The following is a 13,922-nucleotide window of genomic DNA, read 5'->3' as shown; positions in this document are numbered from 1 at the left end:
GGGCATCTAAACGCGAACGGCCGCCGCCCGCCAGGGGGCGACGGCCGATGCCGCTCTGACCTGCGACGATGGCAGATCTATTGATCTAGGAAGCGGACGGGGAGACCTGGACGGTCAGCGTGGAGGCGCCCGGAAGCTCCCTCAGGATGCTGATCTTGGTGTTGGTGTCAGCAACCTTCACCCCGCCCGTCGGATTCGATCCGTACCAGTACGTACCCTTACGGTCATCAAAGACCGGTACACCCCGCTTTGCCGGAACCTTCGCGGCGGCGCCGTTCTTGTGGAGCGTGAAGCCGTCCGTCGGGTACCAGCTGAAGGGCGAGTCGTACGCCTGAATGCGGTTGCGCATCAGCGTGCCGTCCGCCCAGGTGTGCGGGGTGGCGTGCGCGTCGATCGGCAGGATCTGGCCGGAGCCGGCGTGATCGCCGACGTTGTTGTCCGGCTGCGAGGTGTCCCACAGCCAGATCAGCAGGCCGTTCTGGTACGGGAAGTGCTCGACCCAGTCGGGCCGGCTGTCGAGCCAGCCGAAGTTGTACGGACCGGTCTTGAGGGTCTTGTCGTACGACACGTACTGGCGGTTCTCCGCGATGTAGTACTGCGGGTACTCCTTGGTGAAGGACGCCCCGATGCGCGAGAAGCCGTTCGCGGTCCAGCCGTTGTCGTCGCCCTCGGCGCCGTCGGTCAGCACCGGCGCGCCGTCCGCCGTCAGCGTGATCGCGTCGGCCGCGAAGCCCGCCTGGGCGACGCCACCGTCCGTCTGGTAGCGGAAGCGCAGGTCGATCTTCTTGCCCGCGTAGGCGTCGAGCGGGATGGAGAGCTTCTTGTACGCGCCCGAGGTCCCGGTCAGCGCGGGCTTGTCGCCGGCGTCGCGCGGGATGGCCTTGCCGTCCGCCGTGCCGTCCACCGGCGTCCAGTTGGCGCCGCCGTCCGTGGACACCTCGGTATAGAGGTAGTCGTAGTTCTCCTCGATGTCCCACCAGCCCTGAAGGTCCAGGCTCGCCTTGGACTTGCCGGTGAGGTCGACGGACCGGGTCAGGGTGTTCTTGAGGTCGTCGCCCATGCCGCTCCACCACTGCTTGGAGCCTTCGGCGGGCTGTGTGATCTCCGTGGTCTTGGCCTTGTCGGGCAGTTGGACCACCAGCGCCTGCGGGTTCTTGGTGTTGTACTCGGCCACCCCGAGGGTGTGCCGGGACTTCGTGGCGGCCTTCGCCGTGTCGTAGTCCAGCCAGCCGAGCTGGAGCTTGTCCCAGGCGCTCATGTCGCCGGGCAGATCGCCGATCGCGTTCTTGCCGGTGCCCAGCCAGGAGCCGGAGGACATCAGCGACCAGAAGGCCACGGACGACTCGCCCTTGCCGGTGGTGTCGTACTCGTCCGGCAGGCCCAGGTCATGGCCGTACTCATGGGCGTAGACGCCGAGTCCGCCGTTCTCCGGCTGCATGGTGTAGTCGCCGACCCAGATGCCGGTGTCGCCGATCTGCGCGCCGCCGGCCTTGTTGCTCCCGGGGCCGGTTTGCCCTGCGTCGGTGCCGTACGCGTACCAGCGGTGGGCCCAGATCGCGTCCGTGCCCTGCGCGCCGCCGCCCGCCGACTCGTCCTCGCCGGCGTGGACGATCTGGAAGTGGTCGATGTAGCCGTCGGGCTCGTTGAAGTTGCCGTCGCCGTCGTAGTCGTAGCGGTCCCACTGGTCGTACTTCGCCAGGTCCGCCTTGATCTCGGCGTCGCTGCGGCCGGCCGCCTTCTGGTCCTTCGCCCACTGGTTGACGCCGTCGCGGATCAGGTCCCAGGCGTTGGCACAGTTGGTGTCGCCGCAGTAGTTGGAGCCGTAACGGGCCTCGTTCCAGCCGACCTTGACCCAGTCGGAGACCTCGCCGTCCACCGAGTAGCGGCCCGAGGACTGCTTCTCGTAGTACTTCTTCAGCGACTCCTTCCCCTTTTCGGCGGAGAAGTAGAGGTCCTGGAAGTGCTGGCGGTTGTAGTCCTTCTGCCAGGCCGTGCTGTTGTCGCCTCCACGGTCCGGCTCGGCGATCGTGTTGTGTGCCGGGCCCGGCTCGCCGCCGTACTTCTTCACCGGCGGCTCGGGGCCGTCCGCGCCGTCCGGGTCGTACATGGTGGTGTCGTCGACCTTGTCGCCGAACTCGACCAGGATGGTGAAGATCTTGTCGGTCTTCTCCCGGGCCAGCTCGACGTACTTGCCCTTGCCGAGCTTCACCACCTGCGACGCACCGCGCCGGTCCGCCTTCGCGTCCCCGGATATGACCTGCCGCAGCGCCTCCTGGCGCTGCGCCTCCTGCTGCTTGCTGTAAGGCCCGGCCAGGTCGTGCTCGACGTCGGTCTTCGCGGGCGCCGGATCGCGTCGCTCAACGCGCGTAGACGATCCGTTGTCCGCCTGGGCTATGCCCGTCGACAGCGCCGCCGCGCCGAGCGCGGCGACCACGGTGGCGATGGCGGCCGTTCTCACGGCCCTCCGTTGACTGCTCACGCTTCTCCAGTCCTCCCCAGTGACACCAGTGCGGGACATTTGACCGGAGAGGCAGGAGAAAAAACAGACCTTGACTTGGACAGAGGGGGACAAGTACGTTTCCCGGCCCGCCCTTACCGGATTCCGGACGCCAACGGGCGCGTGGATCTCACCAGTTGGGACGGCGTAAGACCGTGTGCGCCCCTGCGCCCCCCATGCAACGGCCTCGTGGGTCAGGTCACGCTTACTTGCGTTTCCTCTCGGGCATTCAGCACCGTAGAGTCATTTTGCCGGTGCACACCTGTGTGACTCATGCCCCCCGCATAGTCGATGCCTCGAGGACGGATCCAGCCATGCCGCGTCCGACTCCTGCTCAGTTCGCCTACGGTTCGGCCACCGTCGTCTTCTCGACCTTCGCCATGCTGCTGCTGTCCCAGACGCGATCAGGCCTCGGAGTCACGGTGATCGCCGTGGCCGGGCTGGTGCTCGGGCTCCTGGTCGCCGTCACGGTGCCGATGCCCGGCACCCCGCGCGCCGGCCGCGCGGCGGCGGCGCGGACGAACCGGACCGTGCCGGTCCGGGCGACGAGCGCGACGCGCTCGGCCGGTGTGGCCGGCGTGGCGATCCCCGCCGAGCCACGCACCCCCGCCCCCGCCCCCGCCCACGCTCACGCCGAGCCGGTGGAGCCGCGGGTCAGCGAGCACTCACTGCACAGCTGACCCCTATCGCCGGGCCAACCCGTATCGCCCGGACGGCCCGTACGCCCGGCCCGGTGTGTGCGGCTAGGCCGCGACCACGACGGTCTTGGCCGCCTTGTCGTGCAGACACTGGCGCAGCGGCTGGTCCCAGGTGCACCACAGGACATTGACCAGCCAGAACAGGGTGCCCACCAGCAGCGGGATCAGCATCCCGGGCAGCACGTACACCACGGCCCGCACCCAGCCCTGGCGGCCCGGCATATCGCCGTCGGACAGCATCGCCACGCGAATGCGCAGCGCCTTCTTGCCGAGCGTCTGGCCGCTGCGGGCCAGCATCACGCCTTCGTAGACGAAGTAGACGGCCATGGTGATCACCAGCGAGACGGTCACCTTGCCCACGTCCTGCTCGCCCGGGTGGTCATAGGCGTACTTGAGCGCACCGGTCGCGGCGAGCGCCACGGTCCAGATGAGGCCGAGGATCAGGGTGTCGACCAGCCGGGCGACGAAGCGCTGACCGGGGGTCGCCGGCGGAGGCATTCCTACGGGGCGGGTGTCCTGCGGATACGACAGCTGGTCGGGGCTCATGTCCCGATTACACCAGCAGGGCGCGGACGGCAGGTAGCTCGGGGGCAACAGTTTCGGGGGGCGGGTCGGGGGCGGAGCGTGGGCGGCGGATCGGGGGCGGTCGATCAGGAGGGCACGGCGACCACGACCGTCTTGGCGACCTTGTCGTGCAGACACTGGTGGTACGGCCGGTCCCAGGTGCACCACAACACATTGATCAGCCAGAAGATGAAGCCGCAGCACGGCACGATCTCGGGCAGCGCGTACGTACCGGCGCGCAGCCAGCCCGGCTGACCGGCCGGGATCTCCCCGTTCTCCAGCAGGGCGACGCGGATCTTCATCAGCTTCTTGCCCACCGTCTGGCCGTACTTGGTCAGCATCAGCCCTTCGTAGAGGAAGTACACCAGGGCGTAGACGATCGTCATGGCGGTCGCCTCGTCGTTGTTGTTCACCGGGTCGTAGTCGCCCACGAGCACCGCCATCACCAGACCGACCGGGATGCCCACGATCAGCGCGTCGACGATCCGGGCGACGAGGCGGCGGCCGCGGTTCGCGAGCGGGGGCATGCCCGCGAGCGGGTCGGCGGCGCCGTACTCACCTCCGTGCTCGCCTCCGTACGGCGAGCCGTACGAGGGAGGCGGCTGCTGCTTGGAGAATGCGTCGCCCTCTGGCTGCTCCTCGGACCGAGGCTCGCTGGGCCGCGGCTCCTCGGGGCTCGGCTCGTCGGGGCTCGGCTCGTCGGGCCGGGGCTCCTCGGGCCGGGGTTCGTCAGGCCCCGGGGTCGGCTGGTCGGTGCTCATGGCCCGAGTCGACCCCGGAGCCGGAGCCGCCGCATCCGGCGCGCTCCGTTCGGGCGACCGGGATGGACCGTACGAGTCAGCGCCCCGTACGGCCCCCGCCCCTCAACGACCCGGCACCGGCGTGCGGCTAGCCGCGCCCCGCCACGAAGGTGCGTGCCGCCTTGTCGTGCCAGCACTGCCGCCAGGGCCGGTCGAACAGGCACCACAGCACATTGAAGACCCCGATCACCAGCAGCCCGAGCACCCAGTACACCAACCAGCGGCGCAGCGCGGCGCCGAACGAGGGGGTGTCGTGCCCCTCGATGCCCAGGACCCGCACCCCGCACAGCTTCTTGCCCAGCGTGGCGCCCCACTTCGCGGTCGGAAACGCCTCGTAGATGAGCCCGATCACGAGCAGCAGGCCGAGCACCACGCCGAGGTAGACGCCCGTCGTGCCGTCCAGCCAGTAGACGGTGACGGTCTCCCCGGTCAGCTTGGCGCGCTCCACCTTCTCGTCGAAGTGGTCGCTCGCCTTGGTCCACAGGGGATACGCGGCCGCGCCGACGGCCCCGAGGAGAACGGCGGAGTCGATGAGCCGGGCCAGGAGGCGGCGGCCGAGGGAGGCGGGCCGGCCTTGGGCCTGGGCGGCCTGAAGGAAGGGGTTGTCGACGGGAGGCTTCCACGGAATGACGCCTTCCGGCGCACCACCGGGGGAACCGCCCGGTACACCGGGGCCCGGGGCGGTACCAGGTGCGGGCTGCTGGGCGAGCTGCCGCACCTGCTGCTGCCAGCCGGGCTGGGGTTGGGGTTGGGGCTGAGGCTGGGGTTGGGGACGGGGCTGGGGCTGAGGCTGAGGCTGGGCTCCGGGCGTGGCAGGGCCACCGCCGGGCAGCCCGCCCTGGCCCTGTACGGGAGCGCCACCGGCGGGCGCGGCAGGACCGCCGCCGGGAAGCACAACGCCACCCTGCGGGGGCAGCGCACCCGCGCCCTGCACGGGAGCGGCCCCGCCGGGCTGCCCGGACCAGCCAGATTGCCCCGGCTGCTGCGGCTGCTGCGGCTGCTGCGGCTGCTGCGGCTGCTGCGGCTGCCCCGACTGTCGCGGCTGCCCGGGCGCCGCCGTACCGCCGCTCTGCTTCGGCGCACCGCGCCCGAGGGCCCGGATCGTCATCGTGCCGTCGTCCCGCGTGGGCGCGCCGGCGCCCGCCTGCCCCGCCGGGCCACCCGCCGAGGCGCCCCCCGGCCCGGCCTGGCCGGGCCGGATCGCGCGGATGGAGATCGTGCCGTCCCCGCCAGTCGTACGCCCGCCGCCGGGCACGTCCGTATCACCGCCGGCACCCTCGCCGGGGGCACCCGCGCCAGGGCCCGGCTCCGCCGGGGGCAGCTCCGCAGCCCGCCGCGCGGGCGGCAGGGCCTGCGCGGACGCGGGCGCGTCGGCAACCCCAGGCCCGCCGGAGCGGTCGGAGCTGCCGGGCCCGCCGGGTCCGCCGGGTCCGCCGGAATTGCCAGGTCCGCTGACGGCCCGGCGCGGATCGGGCACCCCCGGCCTGACGGGCCCACCGGAAGCCGGACCCCCGGCCTCGCCCCCGGCCCCCGCTCCCGCCCCCGGCGGGTTCGAGCCCCAGGAGACACGGCGGTCCTGCTCCCCACCGAAACCGGACTGCCGGGCCGAGTCCGCCTGCCAGGCCGACGCGGGCTCCGGCCGGGTGCCGTGCAGCCGCTGCGGGTCGTTCCAGTCCATGGCGGCCGGAGCCGCACCGGGTGCCCCACCCGGCGGCACCGGCTCGGGCCCCGGCCCGCTCCGTACATCCATCTCACCGCGCGGACGCAGCTCCGGCAGCGCCCGTCCGCTGCTGTCCCCGGCAGAGGGGGGCTCCTCATCGAGGTACATGGGCCCGGTCTCGTCCGGCACCGACGCCGTGACCTGCGTGTAGGTCACCCCGGGCGGCGGCGCGGGCATGCCCTCGCCCTCGTTCGGCGCGGGCCGGCTGGTGCCGGGCACCCAGGCGGCACCGTTCCAGTAACGGATATAGCCAGGGATGGACGGATCAGGATAAAAGCCAGGAATCGAGGTGCCGTCCGCGGATCCTGAGGTAGGGGCGCTCATGATCTCCGATGTCCCGTATCTGCTCGGCCGTGCTGTGCTGCGCCGCGCCTGTGCGGTGCGTCGCGGTGGGGGGCGACAAGCAGTCTGCCGTACAAGAGCCGCAGTGCAACACGGAGCGTGCTGTCAAGGTCTATCAGACCGGCACCGGGCCCGTACCCGTACCCAGGTACGCACCACTCTCCCGTGCGAGCGCGCCGCCGCCGTACGAGCGGACGCCCCGCGCCGTACGAGCGGACCGTTCCCGCCGCGCACCCGCGAACCCCCTGGCTGGGTCCAGCCCGCCTAGGTCCAGCAGACCTACGTTGACGCGGCCGCGAACCTTTTCAGCCGCGAATACTGGAAGCCATGGACCGCAACACCGAGCTCAGCGAGTTCCTGCGGACCCGCAGGGCCCGGCTGCGCCCTGAGGACGCGGGCGTGAACATGACCACCGCCGGCCCCCGCCGGGTGCCCGGGCTGCGCCGCGAGGAGCTGGCGCACCTGGCCGGGGTCAGCACCGACTACTACACACGGCTGGAACAGGGCCGCCACCTGAATGTCTCGGAGGCGGTGCTGGACGCCGTCGCCCGGGCCCTGCACCTCAACGAAACCGAACGCGCGTACCTCTTCGAGCTGGCCAAGCCACGGCCCCGCCGCACCCAGCGCCGCCGACCGCCCCGCCCCCAGCGGGTGCGGCCCGGGGTGTACCGCGTGCTGCAGATGCTGGACACGGCGGTCTCACCCGCCTTCGTGCTCGGACTCAGGGGTGAGGTGCTGGCCTCCAACCGGCTGGCCCGCGCGCTGATCACCGACTTCGACGCGCTGCCGTACCGCGAGCGGAACATGCACCGCTTCATGTTCCTCGACCCGGCAGCCCGCGAGCTCTACGGCGAGTGGGACGCATACGCGGCGGAGATGGTGGCCGGCCTCCGGCTCCAGGCCGGTCGCCACGCCGATGACCCAGCCCTCACCGAGCTGGTCGGCGAGCTGACGATCAAGAGCCCGGAGTTCCGTACGTGGTGGGCCGACCACAACGTGCGGGAGAAGTCGCACGGCGTCAAGATCTACCACCACCCGGTGGTCGGGGACATGACGCTGTCCTACGAGAACGTGACCTTCCCCGGCGATGACGACCAGGCGATGTGCGTTTACACGGTCGAGCCCGGATCGCCCTCCGAGACGGCGCTGCAGCTACTCGCGACCTGGACCGCGACGCCGCCCGCCGACCGCGCCTCGCCCTCTTCCCCCTCCTCCCCTTCTCATTCCTCCCCTTCTCCCTCCATACCCCGAAACCCCCTTCACGGAGATCACTGATATGACCACCAGCGTCACCGCGTACGCGGCCCCCGCCCCCAAGGCCCCGCTGGAGCGCACCACCATCGAGCGCCGCCCGGTCGGCGAGCACGACGTCCTGATCGAGATCGCGTACGCCGGCATCTGCCACTCCGACATCCACCAGGCCCGCGAGGAGTGGGGCTCCGCCCTGTTCCCGATGGTGCCCGGCCACGAGATAGCGGGCATCGTCACCGAGGTCGGCTCCGGCGTCACCAAGTACGCCGTCGGCGACCGGGTCGGCATCGGCTGCTTCGTCGACTCCTGCCGCGAGTGCGAGAACTGCCTGGCGGGCGAGGAGCAGTTCTGCCTCAAGGGCGAGGTTCCGACGTACAACGGCAAGGAGTACGACGGCTCCCCCACCCACGGCGGCTACAGCACGCACATCGTGGTCGACGAGAACTACGCGGTGCGCATCCCCGACGGCCTGTCCCTCGACGTCGCCGCCCCGCTGCTGTGCGCCGGCATCACCCTCTACTCCCCCCTGGCCCACTGGAACGCCGGCCCCGGCAAGAAGGTCGCCATCGTCGGCCTCGGCGGCCTCGGCCACATGGGTGTCAAGATCGCCCACGCCATGGGCGCCGAGGTCACCGTCCTCAGCCAGTCCCTCCGTAAGAAGGACGACGGCCTGCGTCTGGGCGCCGACCACTTCTACGCGACCAGCGACGAGTCGACCTTCGCGGAGCTGGCCGGGACCTTCGACCTCATCATCAACACGGTCTCGGCGAACCTCCCGCTGGACGCGTACCTCTCGCTGCTCAAGCGCGACGGCACGATGGTGCACGTGGGCGGCCCGGAGTTCCCGAGCTCCTTCCACCAGTTCTCGCTGATCATGGGCCGTAAGTCGATGGCGGGCTCGAAGATCGGAGGCATCCGGCAGACGCAGGAAATGCTGGACTTCTGTGCGGAGCACGGGTTCGGCGCGGAGATCGAGGTGATCTCGGGTGACCAGATCAACGAGGCTTACGAGCGGGTCGTGAGCAGCGATGTGCGGTACCGGTTCGTGATCGATATCGCGTCTCTGAAGGGCTAATAGGTGGTTTGGTCGGTCTTCGTGGCTATGGTCGCCACGAAGACCGACCATGCGTTTGCGGAGAATATGAGGGTGGGGCCGTGGGGGTTCTTGCTGTCACGGACGGGGACGATGCCGGGGAGGTTGTCGGCGACCTCTAGGCAGTCGCCGCCGCCAGGGTTGCTGTAAGTGGACTTACGCCATCTGGCAGCGCCCAGGAAGCCCTCCGCGATTTCGAGGCAGTCACCGCCGCCTCCCCCGCTGTGGGTGGACTTACGCCACCTGGCAGCGCCAGGAAAGCCTTCGGCGACTTCGAGGCATTCGCCTCCGGTCGCATTGCTGTGGGTGGACTTGCGCCATCTAGCGGTGCTCAGTTCGGCTCGCATCGGTTGAAGTCCTCCATTGCCTGCTGGATCAGGGCAGTTGACGAGGCCAGGGGCAACGCCATGGCACGCAGAAGATCGTATCGGTGGGACAGTCTCCTCACAGCGGCTCCGCTCTCGACCAACTCGCCGGAGACACCCTCAAGGTAGACGACATCGGGCGCACTTTCGAACGAAAGCCACGTCAGCGAGCCACCCAAGGTTTCCCCGCCTGCACTGAACGGCAGAACCTGGATCTCGATGTTCGGAGCGCTGGCTGCCTCGACCAGGCAAGCCAGTTGCTCGCGCATGACCGCCGGTCCCCCGACGAGCCGCCGCAGTACCGACTCGTCCAGCACGACCCACAGAAATGGGGGCATCGGGCTGGCCAGCAAGCTCTGCCGGTCGAGCCGAGCCCGCACCTTCTCCTCGATCTCGCTTACCGTGCACCAAGGGTGGCCAAGCCTCAGCAGTTCGCGAGCGTACGCCTCCGTCTGCAGCAGGCCCGGGGCGTACTGCACCATGAACTTGCGCATCGCATTCGCCCGAGCCTCGTACTGCACGAATTTCCGAGCCCAGTCCGCGAGCGGCGTCCTCCTGACGTGCTCCCACAGGTCACACAGATCCCCATCCGCCCCCAGCACCGCGTCCAACACGTCGTTCACGTCCTTCGGCGGGATCTCCTTGCCCAGCTCGAACTGCGCGATCCGGCTGTGCGCGATCGGAACCTTCTCCCCCAGCTCCCGCTGCGTCCACCCCGCACGCAACCGAAGCTTGCGAAGCTTCGCGCCGTACAGCGCGGCCAGTGACGTAGACGGGTCAAGTTCCTTCGGCGCAGGCATCATCGCCCCCGTTTCCGATCTCGCACCACGAAAACCGCAGGTCTACCCACTGTAGCGCCGCTCCGTAAGCATGGAGGCACAGACAGCAACACCCCCCAGAAAGGCAGACGCAGTGAGCGGCCACCGATACGAAACACTCCCCCGCACTCTCAAACTGAGCGGCGATGTGCGGCTGCACGACGGCCAGTTCGTCGTCGGGGTCCGCGTGCTGCGGGGCGAGGTGTACATCGGCACCGAACTGGCGCTCATCTCGATCGACGACGCGTCGCTGATGAACGCGCAACTCACCCGGCTGCTCAACGAGCGTGCCTTCCCCGGCATGGGTCAGCGGCAGCGGGACCGGCAACGAGCACGGTGGGGACTCTGATGCCCGACCAGAAGAGCGAGGCCCCCGCACCCAAGGGCAGTGGCCAGGACGCCAAGCGCGACGAGCTGAAGGAAACCGTCCGGAAGCTCAACAAGTGGTCGTCCGGCGGAGGCGGCCGACGGGGTACGACTTAAGTCGCGCAGGCGAAGACCATCGGCTGACGACAGGGCGGGCCGCCGCTCCCGAAACTGGTCATGGGTCGCAGAGAGCGATACCGGACACGGGGGAGGCACAGTGCGGAGCAAGGGGATCAGCCGAGCGCGCTTTCTGGCGGGGGCGGGGGCCGTGGGGGCCGCGGCGGCATCGGGGGCGCTGCTGAGGCCGAGCCGGGCCGAGGCAGCGAGCCGCCGCGGCCCGGGCGGCCTGACGTATCGGGGCGTGTCGTACGAGGTCATCGACGGCGAGACACCGGCGACGAGCTGGAATGCCACACGGATGCGCAAGGACATCCAGGTCATCAAGAACGACCTGCACGCCGGCTCGGTCTCGGTCTTCGGTACCGGCGTCGACCGGCTCAAGGCCACGTCGTCGGAGGCGGCGGAGCGCGGGCTGCACGTCTGGCTCCAGCCGCGTCTGGCGGACGTCTCCCACCAGGACATCCTTGACCACTTGGCGGAGACCGGCAGGCACGCCGAGCGCCTGCGTCGCCAGGGCGCGCGGGTCCACCTCAGTGTGGGTTGCGAGTTCTGGTTGTTCGTGCCGGGCATCGTCCCAGGTGACAACGCTCTTGAGCGCGTCAAGAACATGCTCAGCGGAAACTTCGACCCCGAGAAGATGGCCCGTCGCCTGCGCGAGTTCACCGCGCGGGCCGCGAAGGTCGGCAGGTCCGTCTTCAAGGGCCAGATGACGTACGGCGCGGCGCAGGACGAAGAGGTCGACTGGAACCTGTTCGACATCGTCAGCGTCGACTACTACTCGTACTTCCCGAACCGGGCCGACTACGTCCGCGAGCTCACACCGTTCCTGCGCTGGCGGAAACCCATCGTCATCTCCGAGTTCGGTACCTGCACCTTCAAGGGCGCCCCGGTGCAGGGCGGCATGGGCTGGTATGTCGTCGACTACGACAAGGAGCCGCCCGAGATCATCGGCGATCTGGTCCGCAGCGAGCGGACCCAGGCCGCATACCTCACCGACCTGCTCGCCGTCTTCGAGTCCATGAACCTCTACGCGGCCATGGCGTACCAATTCGTCACCCCCGACGCCCCGCACCGGACCAACCCGCGCTACGACCTCGATCTGGCGAGCTACGGCATCGTCAAGCCGATCTGGAAGACCTTCGACGACCCGACGCCGGCCTGGCACTGGGAGTCGAAGGAAGCCTTCCACGCGCTGGCCCAGCACTACGGCCGCCACATACGCGTCTAGAGTCGTGCGGGTGGCCGGTGCCCCGGTCGGGAGAAAACCTCCTGCCCAGGGTCATCCCTCGTAGCGGGTGGCCAGGGTTCGTACCGTCTCGGCGATGCGGTCGCGGAGTTCGGCCGGTGCCACGACCTCGACGTCGGTGCCCAGCCGCAGGAATTCTCCGTGGGCGTGGTCGATCGACTCGATGGGCACCCGGGCCTCCGTCCATCCGTCACCCGTGTGTGTCACGCCGAGGCGGCGGGCGCCCTCCGGGGTAAGCCGCACCAGGGCCTCCCCGGTGTGCAGTCGCGCTCGGAAGTCGGCCAGATAGCCGTTCCAGTGCCCGGCCAGGTCGAACCCGTCCGGGATGGCGAACTCCTCTTCCAGCGGCCGGATTTCGAGTACCTGGTCGACCCGGTAGGTGCGGATCCCGGATGGCCCGCCGGCGACCAGGTACCAGCGGCCGGCCTTGAGGACGAGCCCGTACGGCTCCACCCGCCGCTCGATCTCCTCCGGCGCCCGCCAGCGCCGGTACCGCAGTACCATCGCCCGCCGCGCCCACACCGCGGCGGCGACCGCGGCCAGGTGAGGCGTATGGTCGGCATCGCCGTACCAGCCGGGGGCGTCGAGCAGGAAGCGTTCCTGGATCCGCTCGGCGTGCTCGCGCAGCTCCGCCGGGAGGGCTGCCCGCAGCTTGAGCTGGGCGGTGGCGAGTGCCTCGCCGAAGCCGAGCTCGGCGGCGGCGCCGGGGAGTGCGGCAAGGAACGCGGCCTGCGCCTCGTCCGCGGTCAGTCCGGTGAGCCGGGTCCGGTAGCCGTCGACCAGCCGGTACCCGCCCGCGTGCCCAGCGTCACCGTACAGCGGGATACCGGCGGCGCCGAGCGCCTCCACGTCCCGGTAGACCGTCCGGACGGAGACCTCCAGTTCCTCGGCCAGCTGGCGGGCCGTCATCCGGCCCCGGTTCTGGAGCAACAGAAGCAGGGTGACCAGCCGGCTCGCGCGCATGCCGCTCAGTATCCACTGACAGTGGATGTCAGCAGACCGGCCCTAACCTGCGGCGCATGGACGACTTCGACTTCCTGCACGGCTCCTGGGACGTGGCCAACCGCCGTCTCACCGCACTGTTCGACCCGGGCCCCGGCACCTGGGTGGAGTTCCCCGGATACGCGGTGGTCCGGCCGCTGTTTGGAGGTGCCGGCAACATCGACGAGATCACCTTCCCCACTCTCGGCCGCCAGGGCGTGACCCTGCGGCTGTTCGACCGGGAGGCGGAACGCTGGTCAATCCACTGGTCCGACAGTCGGACGGGCCGACTGGATCCGCCGGTGGTCGGTGGCTTCACCGGCGCCCGCGGCGACTTCCACGGCGACGACACCTACGATGGCCGGCCGATCCGCGTGCACTTCACCTGGTACCGCCTTGGCCCGGACACCGCCCGCTGGGAGCAGGAGTTCTCCGCCGACGACGGCCGCACCTGGGAGCTCAACTGGACCATGGATCTCACTCGCACCGGGCGGGCCGGCGCATGAGCATCGTCGAACTCCGGCAGTACACCCTGCATCCCGGAGCCCGGGAGGCGCTGATCGAGCTGTTCGAGCGCGAGTTCGTAATCGGTCAGCAGGCGGTCGGCATCACCGTCGGCGGCCGATTCCGCGACCTGGACGACCCGGACCGCTTCGTCTGGCTGCGCGCCTTCCCCGACATGGCGCACCGCCGGCGCGCGCTGGAGGCGTTCTACACGGGCCCGGTCTGGCGGGAGCACCGCGACGCGGCCAACGCCACCATGGTCGACAGCGACGACGTCCTGCTGCTGCGCGGCCCGGGCTTCATGCCTCCGCCCGGCGCCCGTGAGGTGCTCGCGACCGTCTGCCACCTCACCGACGCGGCCGACTTCGATGCCTACGCCGCCCAGCACCTGGGCGCGGGCCATGCGCTGCACCGCACCGAGCATGCCGAGAACGACTACCCCCGCCTGCCCGTCCGCACCGGGGAGAACACCCGGGTCTGGTTCGGCCCGGCCGAGCCAGCACCCTGGCCGACCCGGCGGCTGCGGCTGGAGCCCGTGACGCCTTAGTCTCACGCCT

The 13,922-nt window shown here is 70.0% G+C and carries 15 protein-coding genes; 8 read left to right on the top strand and 7 right to left on the bottom strand.

Annotated features, from left to right (window positions below; genetic code table 11):
* Positions 1-85: 85 nt before the first annotated feature.
* Complete coding sequence (locus tag ACWY4P_RS33235) at positions 86-2,479, bottom strand: immune inhibitor A domain-containing protein (RefSeq protein WP_456204230.1); 2,394 nt, start codon at positions 2,477-2,479, stop codon at positions 86-88.
* Positions 2,480-2,811: 332 nt separating this feature from the next.
* Between ACWY4P_RS33235 and ACWY4P_RS33230 the strand changes: the two genes are divergently transcribed.
* Positions 2,812-3,177 (top strand): hypothetical protein, encoded by a 366-nt coding sequence (locus ACWY4P_RS33230; protein ID WP_456204229.1) that lies wholly within the window; start codon positions 2,812-2,814, stop codon positions 3,175-3,177.
* A gap of 63 nt (positions 3,178-3,240) precedes the next feature.
* On the opposite strand, the gene ACWY4P_RS33225 is transcribed toward ACWY4P_RS33230, so the two are convergent.
* The 3 genes from ACWY4P_RS33225 to ACWY4P_RS33215 all read right to left on the bottom strand — a co-directional run bounded on the left by ACWY4P_RS33225 (position 3,241) and on the right by ACWY4P_RS33215 (position 6,603).
* Positions 3,241-3,741: an RDD family protein gene (locus ACWY4P_RS33225; RefSeq protein ID WP_456204228.1), complete on the bottom strand. Its 501-nt coding sequence runs from the start codon at positions 3,739-3,741 to the stop codon at positions 3,241-3,243.
* Positions 3,742-3,845: 104 nt separating this feature from the next.
* Positions 3,846-4,520, bottom strand: a complete 675-nt coding sequence (locus tag ACWY4P_RS33220; protein ID WP_456204227.1) for an RDD family protein — start codon at positions 4,518-4,520, stop codon at positions 3,846-3,848.
* A gap of 127 nt (positions 4,521-4,647) precedes the next feature.
* A complete protein-coding gene (locus ACWY4P_RS33215; protein ID WP_456204226.1) occupies positions 4,648-6,603 on the bottom strand; it encodes an RDD family protein in 1,956 nt (651 codons plus the stop codon).
* A 345-nt stretch (positions 6,604-6,948) separates the two neighbouring features.
* Between ACWY4P_RS33215 and ACWY4P_RS33210 the strand changes: the two genes are divergently transcribed.
* Positions 6,949-7,896 (top strand): helix-turn-helix transcriptional regulator, encoded by a 948-nt coding sequence (locus ACWY4P_RS33210; protein ID WP_456204225.1) that lies wholly within the window; start codon positions 6,949-6,951, stop codon positions 7,894-7,896.
* Position 7,897: 1 nt separating this feature from the next.
* Positions 7,898-8,947 (top strand): NAD(P)-dependent alcohol dehydrogenase, encoded by a 1,050-nt coding sequence (locus ACWY4P_RS33205; RefSeq protein ID WP_456204224.1) that lies wholly within the window; start codon positions 7,898-7,900, stop codon positions 8,945-8,947.
* Here the strand turns inward: ACWY4P_RS33205 and ACWY4P_RS33200 are convergent.
* Complete coding sequence (locus tag ACWY4P_RS33200) at positions 8,944-9,312, bottom strand: DUF397 domain-containing protein (protein WP_456204223.1); 369 nt, start codon at positions 9,310-9,312, stop codon at positions 8,944-8,946. The genes ACWY4P_RS33205 and ACWY4P_RS33200 overlap by 4 nt on opposite strands.
* A complete protein-coding gene (locus ACWY4P_RS33195; RefSeq protein ID WP_456204222.1) occupies positions 9,297-10,133 on the bottom strand; it encodes a helix-turn-helix domain-containing protein in 837 nt (278 codons plus the stop codon). Before ACWY4P_RS33195 ends, ACWY4P_RS33200 begins: the two co-directional genes overlap by 16 nt.
* A 109-nt stretch (positions 10,134-10,242) precedes the next feature.
* On the opposite strand from ACWY4P_RS33195, the gene ACWY4P_RS33190 reads away from it, so the two are divergent.
* The 3 genes from ACWY4P_RS33190 (at position 10,243) to ACWY4P_RS33180 (ending at position 11,862) form a co-directional block, all read left to right on the top strand.
* On the top strand, positions 10,243-10,497 hold the full coding sequence (locus ACWY4P_RS33190) for a hypothetical protein (RefSeq protein WP_456204220.1): 255 nt from the start codon (positions 10,243-10,245) through the stop codon (positions 10,495-10,497).
* A complete protein-coding gene (locus tag ACWY4P_RS33185; protein ID WP_456204219.1) occupies positions 10,497-10,631 on the top strand; it encodes a hypothetical protein in 135 nt (44 codons plus the stop codon). The genes ACWY4P_RS33190 and ACWY4P_RS33185 overlap by 1 nt, the downstream gene beginning before the upstream one ends.
* Positions 10,632-10,731: 100 nt before the next feature.
* Positions 10,732-11,862 carry an abortive phage infection protein gene (locus ACWY4P_RS33180; RefSeq protein WP_456204218.1) on the top strand — a complete coding sequence of 377 codons (1,131 nt, stop codon included), beginning with the start codon at positions 10,732-10,734 and terminating at the stop codon, positions 11,860-11,862.
* Between the two features lie 51 nt (positions 11,863-11,913).
* On the opposite strand, the gene ACWY4P_RS33175 is transcribed toward ACWY4P_RS33180, so the two are convergent.
* A complete protein-coding gene (locus ACWY4P_RS33175) occupies positions 11,914-12,843 on the bottom strand; it encodes a helix-turn-helix transcriptional regulator (protein ID WP_456204217.1) in 930 nt (309 codons plus the stop codon).
* Positions 12,844-12,899: 56 nt separating this feature from the next.
* Here ACWY4P_RS33175 and ACWY4P_RS33170 point away from each other — a divergent pair, with 56 nt between their 5' ends.
* Together ACWY4P_RS33170 and ACWY4P_RS33165 are read left to right on the top strand one after the other, a co-directional pair.
* Positions 12,900-13,367: a hypothetical protein gene (locus ACWY4P_RS33170; protein ID WP_456204216.1), complete on the top strand. Its 468-nt coding sequence runs from the start codon at positions 12,900-12,902 to the stop codon at positions 13,365-13,367.
* On the top strand, positions 13,364-13,912 hold the full coding sequence (locus ACWY4P_RS33165; protein WP_456204215.1) for an NIPSNAP family protein: 549 nt from the start codon (positions 13,364-13,366) through the stop codon (positions 13,910-13,912). The genes ACWY4P_RS33170 and ACWY4P_RS33165 overlap by 4 nt, the downstream gene beginning before the upstream one ends.
* The last annotated feature ends 10 nt before the right edge of the window (positions 13,913-13,922 follow it).

It is taken from the genome of Streptomyces sp. LZ34 (assembly GCF_053890475.1).
The sequence above is the reverse complement of the archived record's forward strand: the minus strand, read 5'-3'. Positions and strand labels throughout refer to the sequence as shown.

Bases quoted from the DNA above. Each gene is read 5' to 3' on its own strand.
- ACWY4P_RS33230 (WP_456204229.1), top strand. From the start codon at position 2,812: ATGCCGCGTCCGACTCCTGCTCAGTTCGCCTACGGTTCGGCCACCGTC.
- ACWY4P_RS33225 (WP_456204228.1), bottom strand. From the start codon at position 3,741: ATGAGCCCCGACCAGCTGTCGTATCCGCAGGACACCCGCCCCGTAGGA.
- ACWY4P_RS33220 (WP_456204227.1), bottom strand. From the start codon at position 4,520: ATGAGCACCGACCAGCCGACCCCGGGGCCTGACGAACCCCGGCCCGAG.
- ACWY4P_RS33215 (WP_456204226.1), bottom strand. From the start codon at position 6,603: ATGAGCGCCCCTACCTCAGGATCCGCGGACGGCACCTCGATTCCTGGC.
- ACWY4P_RS33210 (WP_456204225.1), top strand. From the start codon at position 6,949: ATGGACCGCAACACCGAGCTCAGCGAGTTCCTGCGGACCCGCAGGGCC.
- ACWY4P_RS33205 (WP_456204224.1), top strand. From the start codon at position 7,898: ATGACCACCAGCGTCACCGCGTACGCGGCCCCCGCCCCCAAGGCCCCG.
- ACWY4P_RS33200 (WP_456204223.1), bottom strand. From the start codon at position 9,312: ATGCGAGCCGAACTGAGCACCGCTAGATGGCGCAAGTCCACCCACAGC.
- ACWY4P_RS33195 (WP_456204222.1), bottom strand. From the start codon at position 10,133: ATGATGCCTGCGCCGAAGGAACTTGACCCGTCTACGTCACTGGCCGCG.
- ACWY4P_RS33185 (WP_456204219.1), top strand. From the start codon at position 10,497: ATGCCCGACCAGAAGAGCGAGGCCCCCGCACCCAAGGGCAGTGGCCAG.
- ACWY4P_RS33175 (WP_456204217.1), bottom strand. From the start codon at position 12,843: ATGCGCGCGAGCCGGCTGGTCACCCTGCTTCTGTTGCTCCAGAACCGG.
- ACWY4P_RS33170 (WP_456204216.1), top strand. From the start codon at position 12,900: ATGGACGACTTCGACTTCCTGCACGGCTCCTGGGACGTGGCCAACCGC.
- ACWY4P_RS33165 (WP_456204215.1), top strand. From the start codon at position 13,364: ATGAGCATCGTCGAACTCCGGCAGTACACCCTGCATCCCGGAGCCCGG.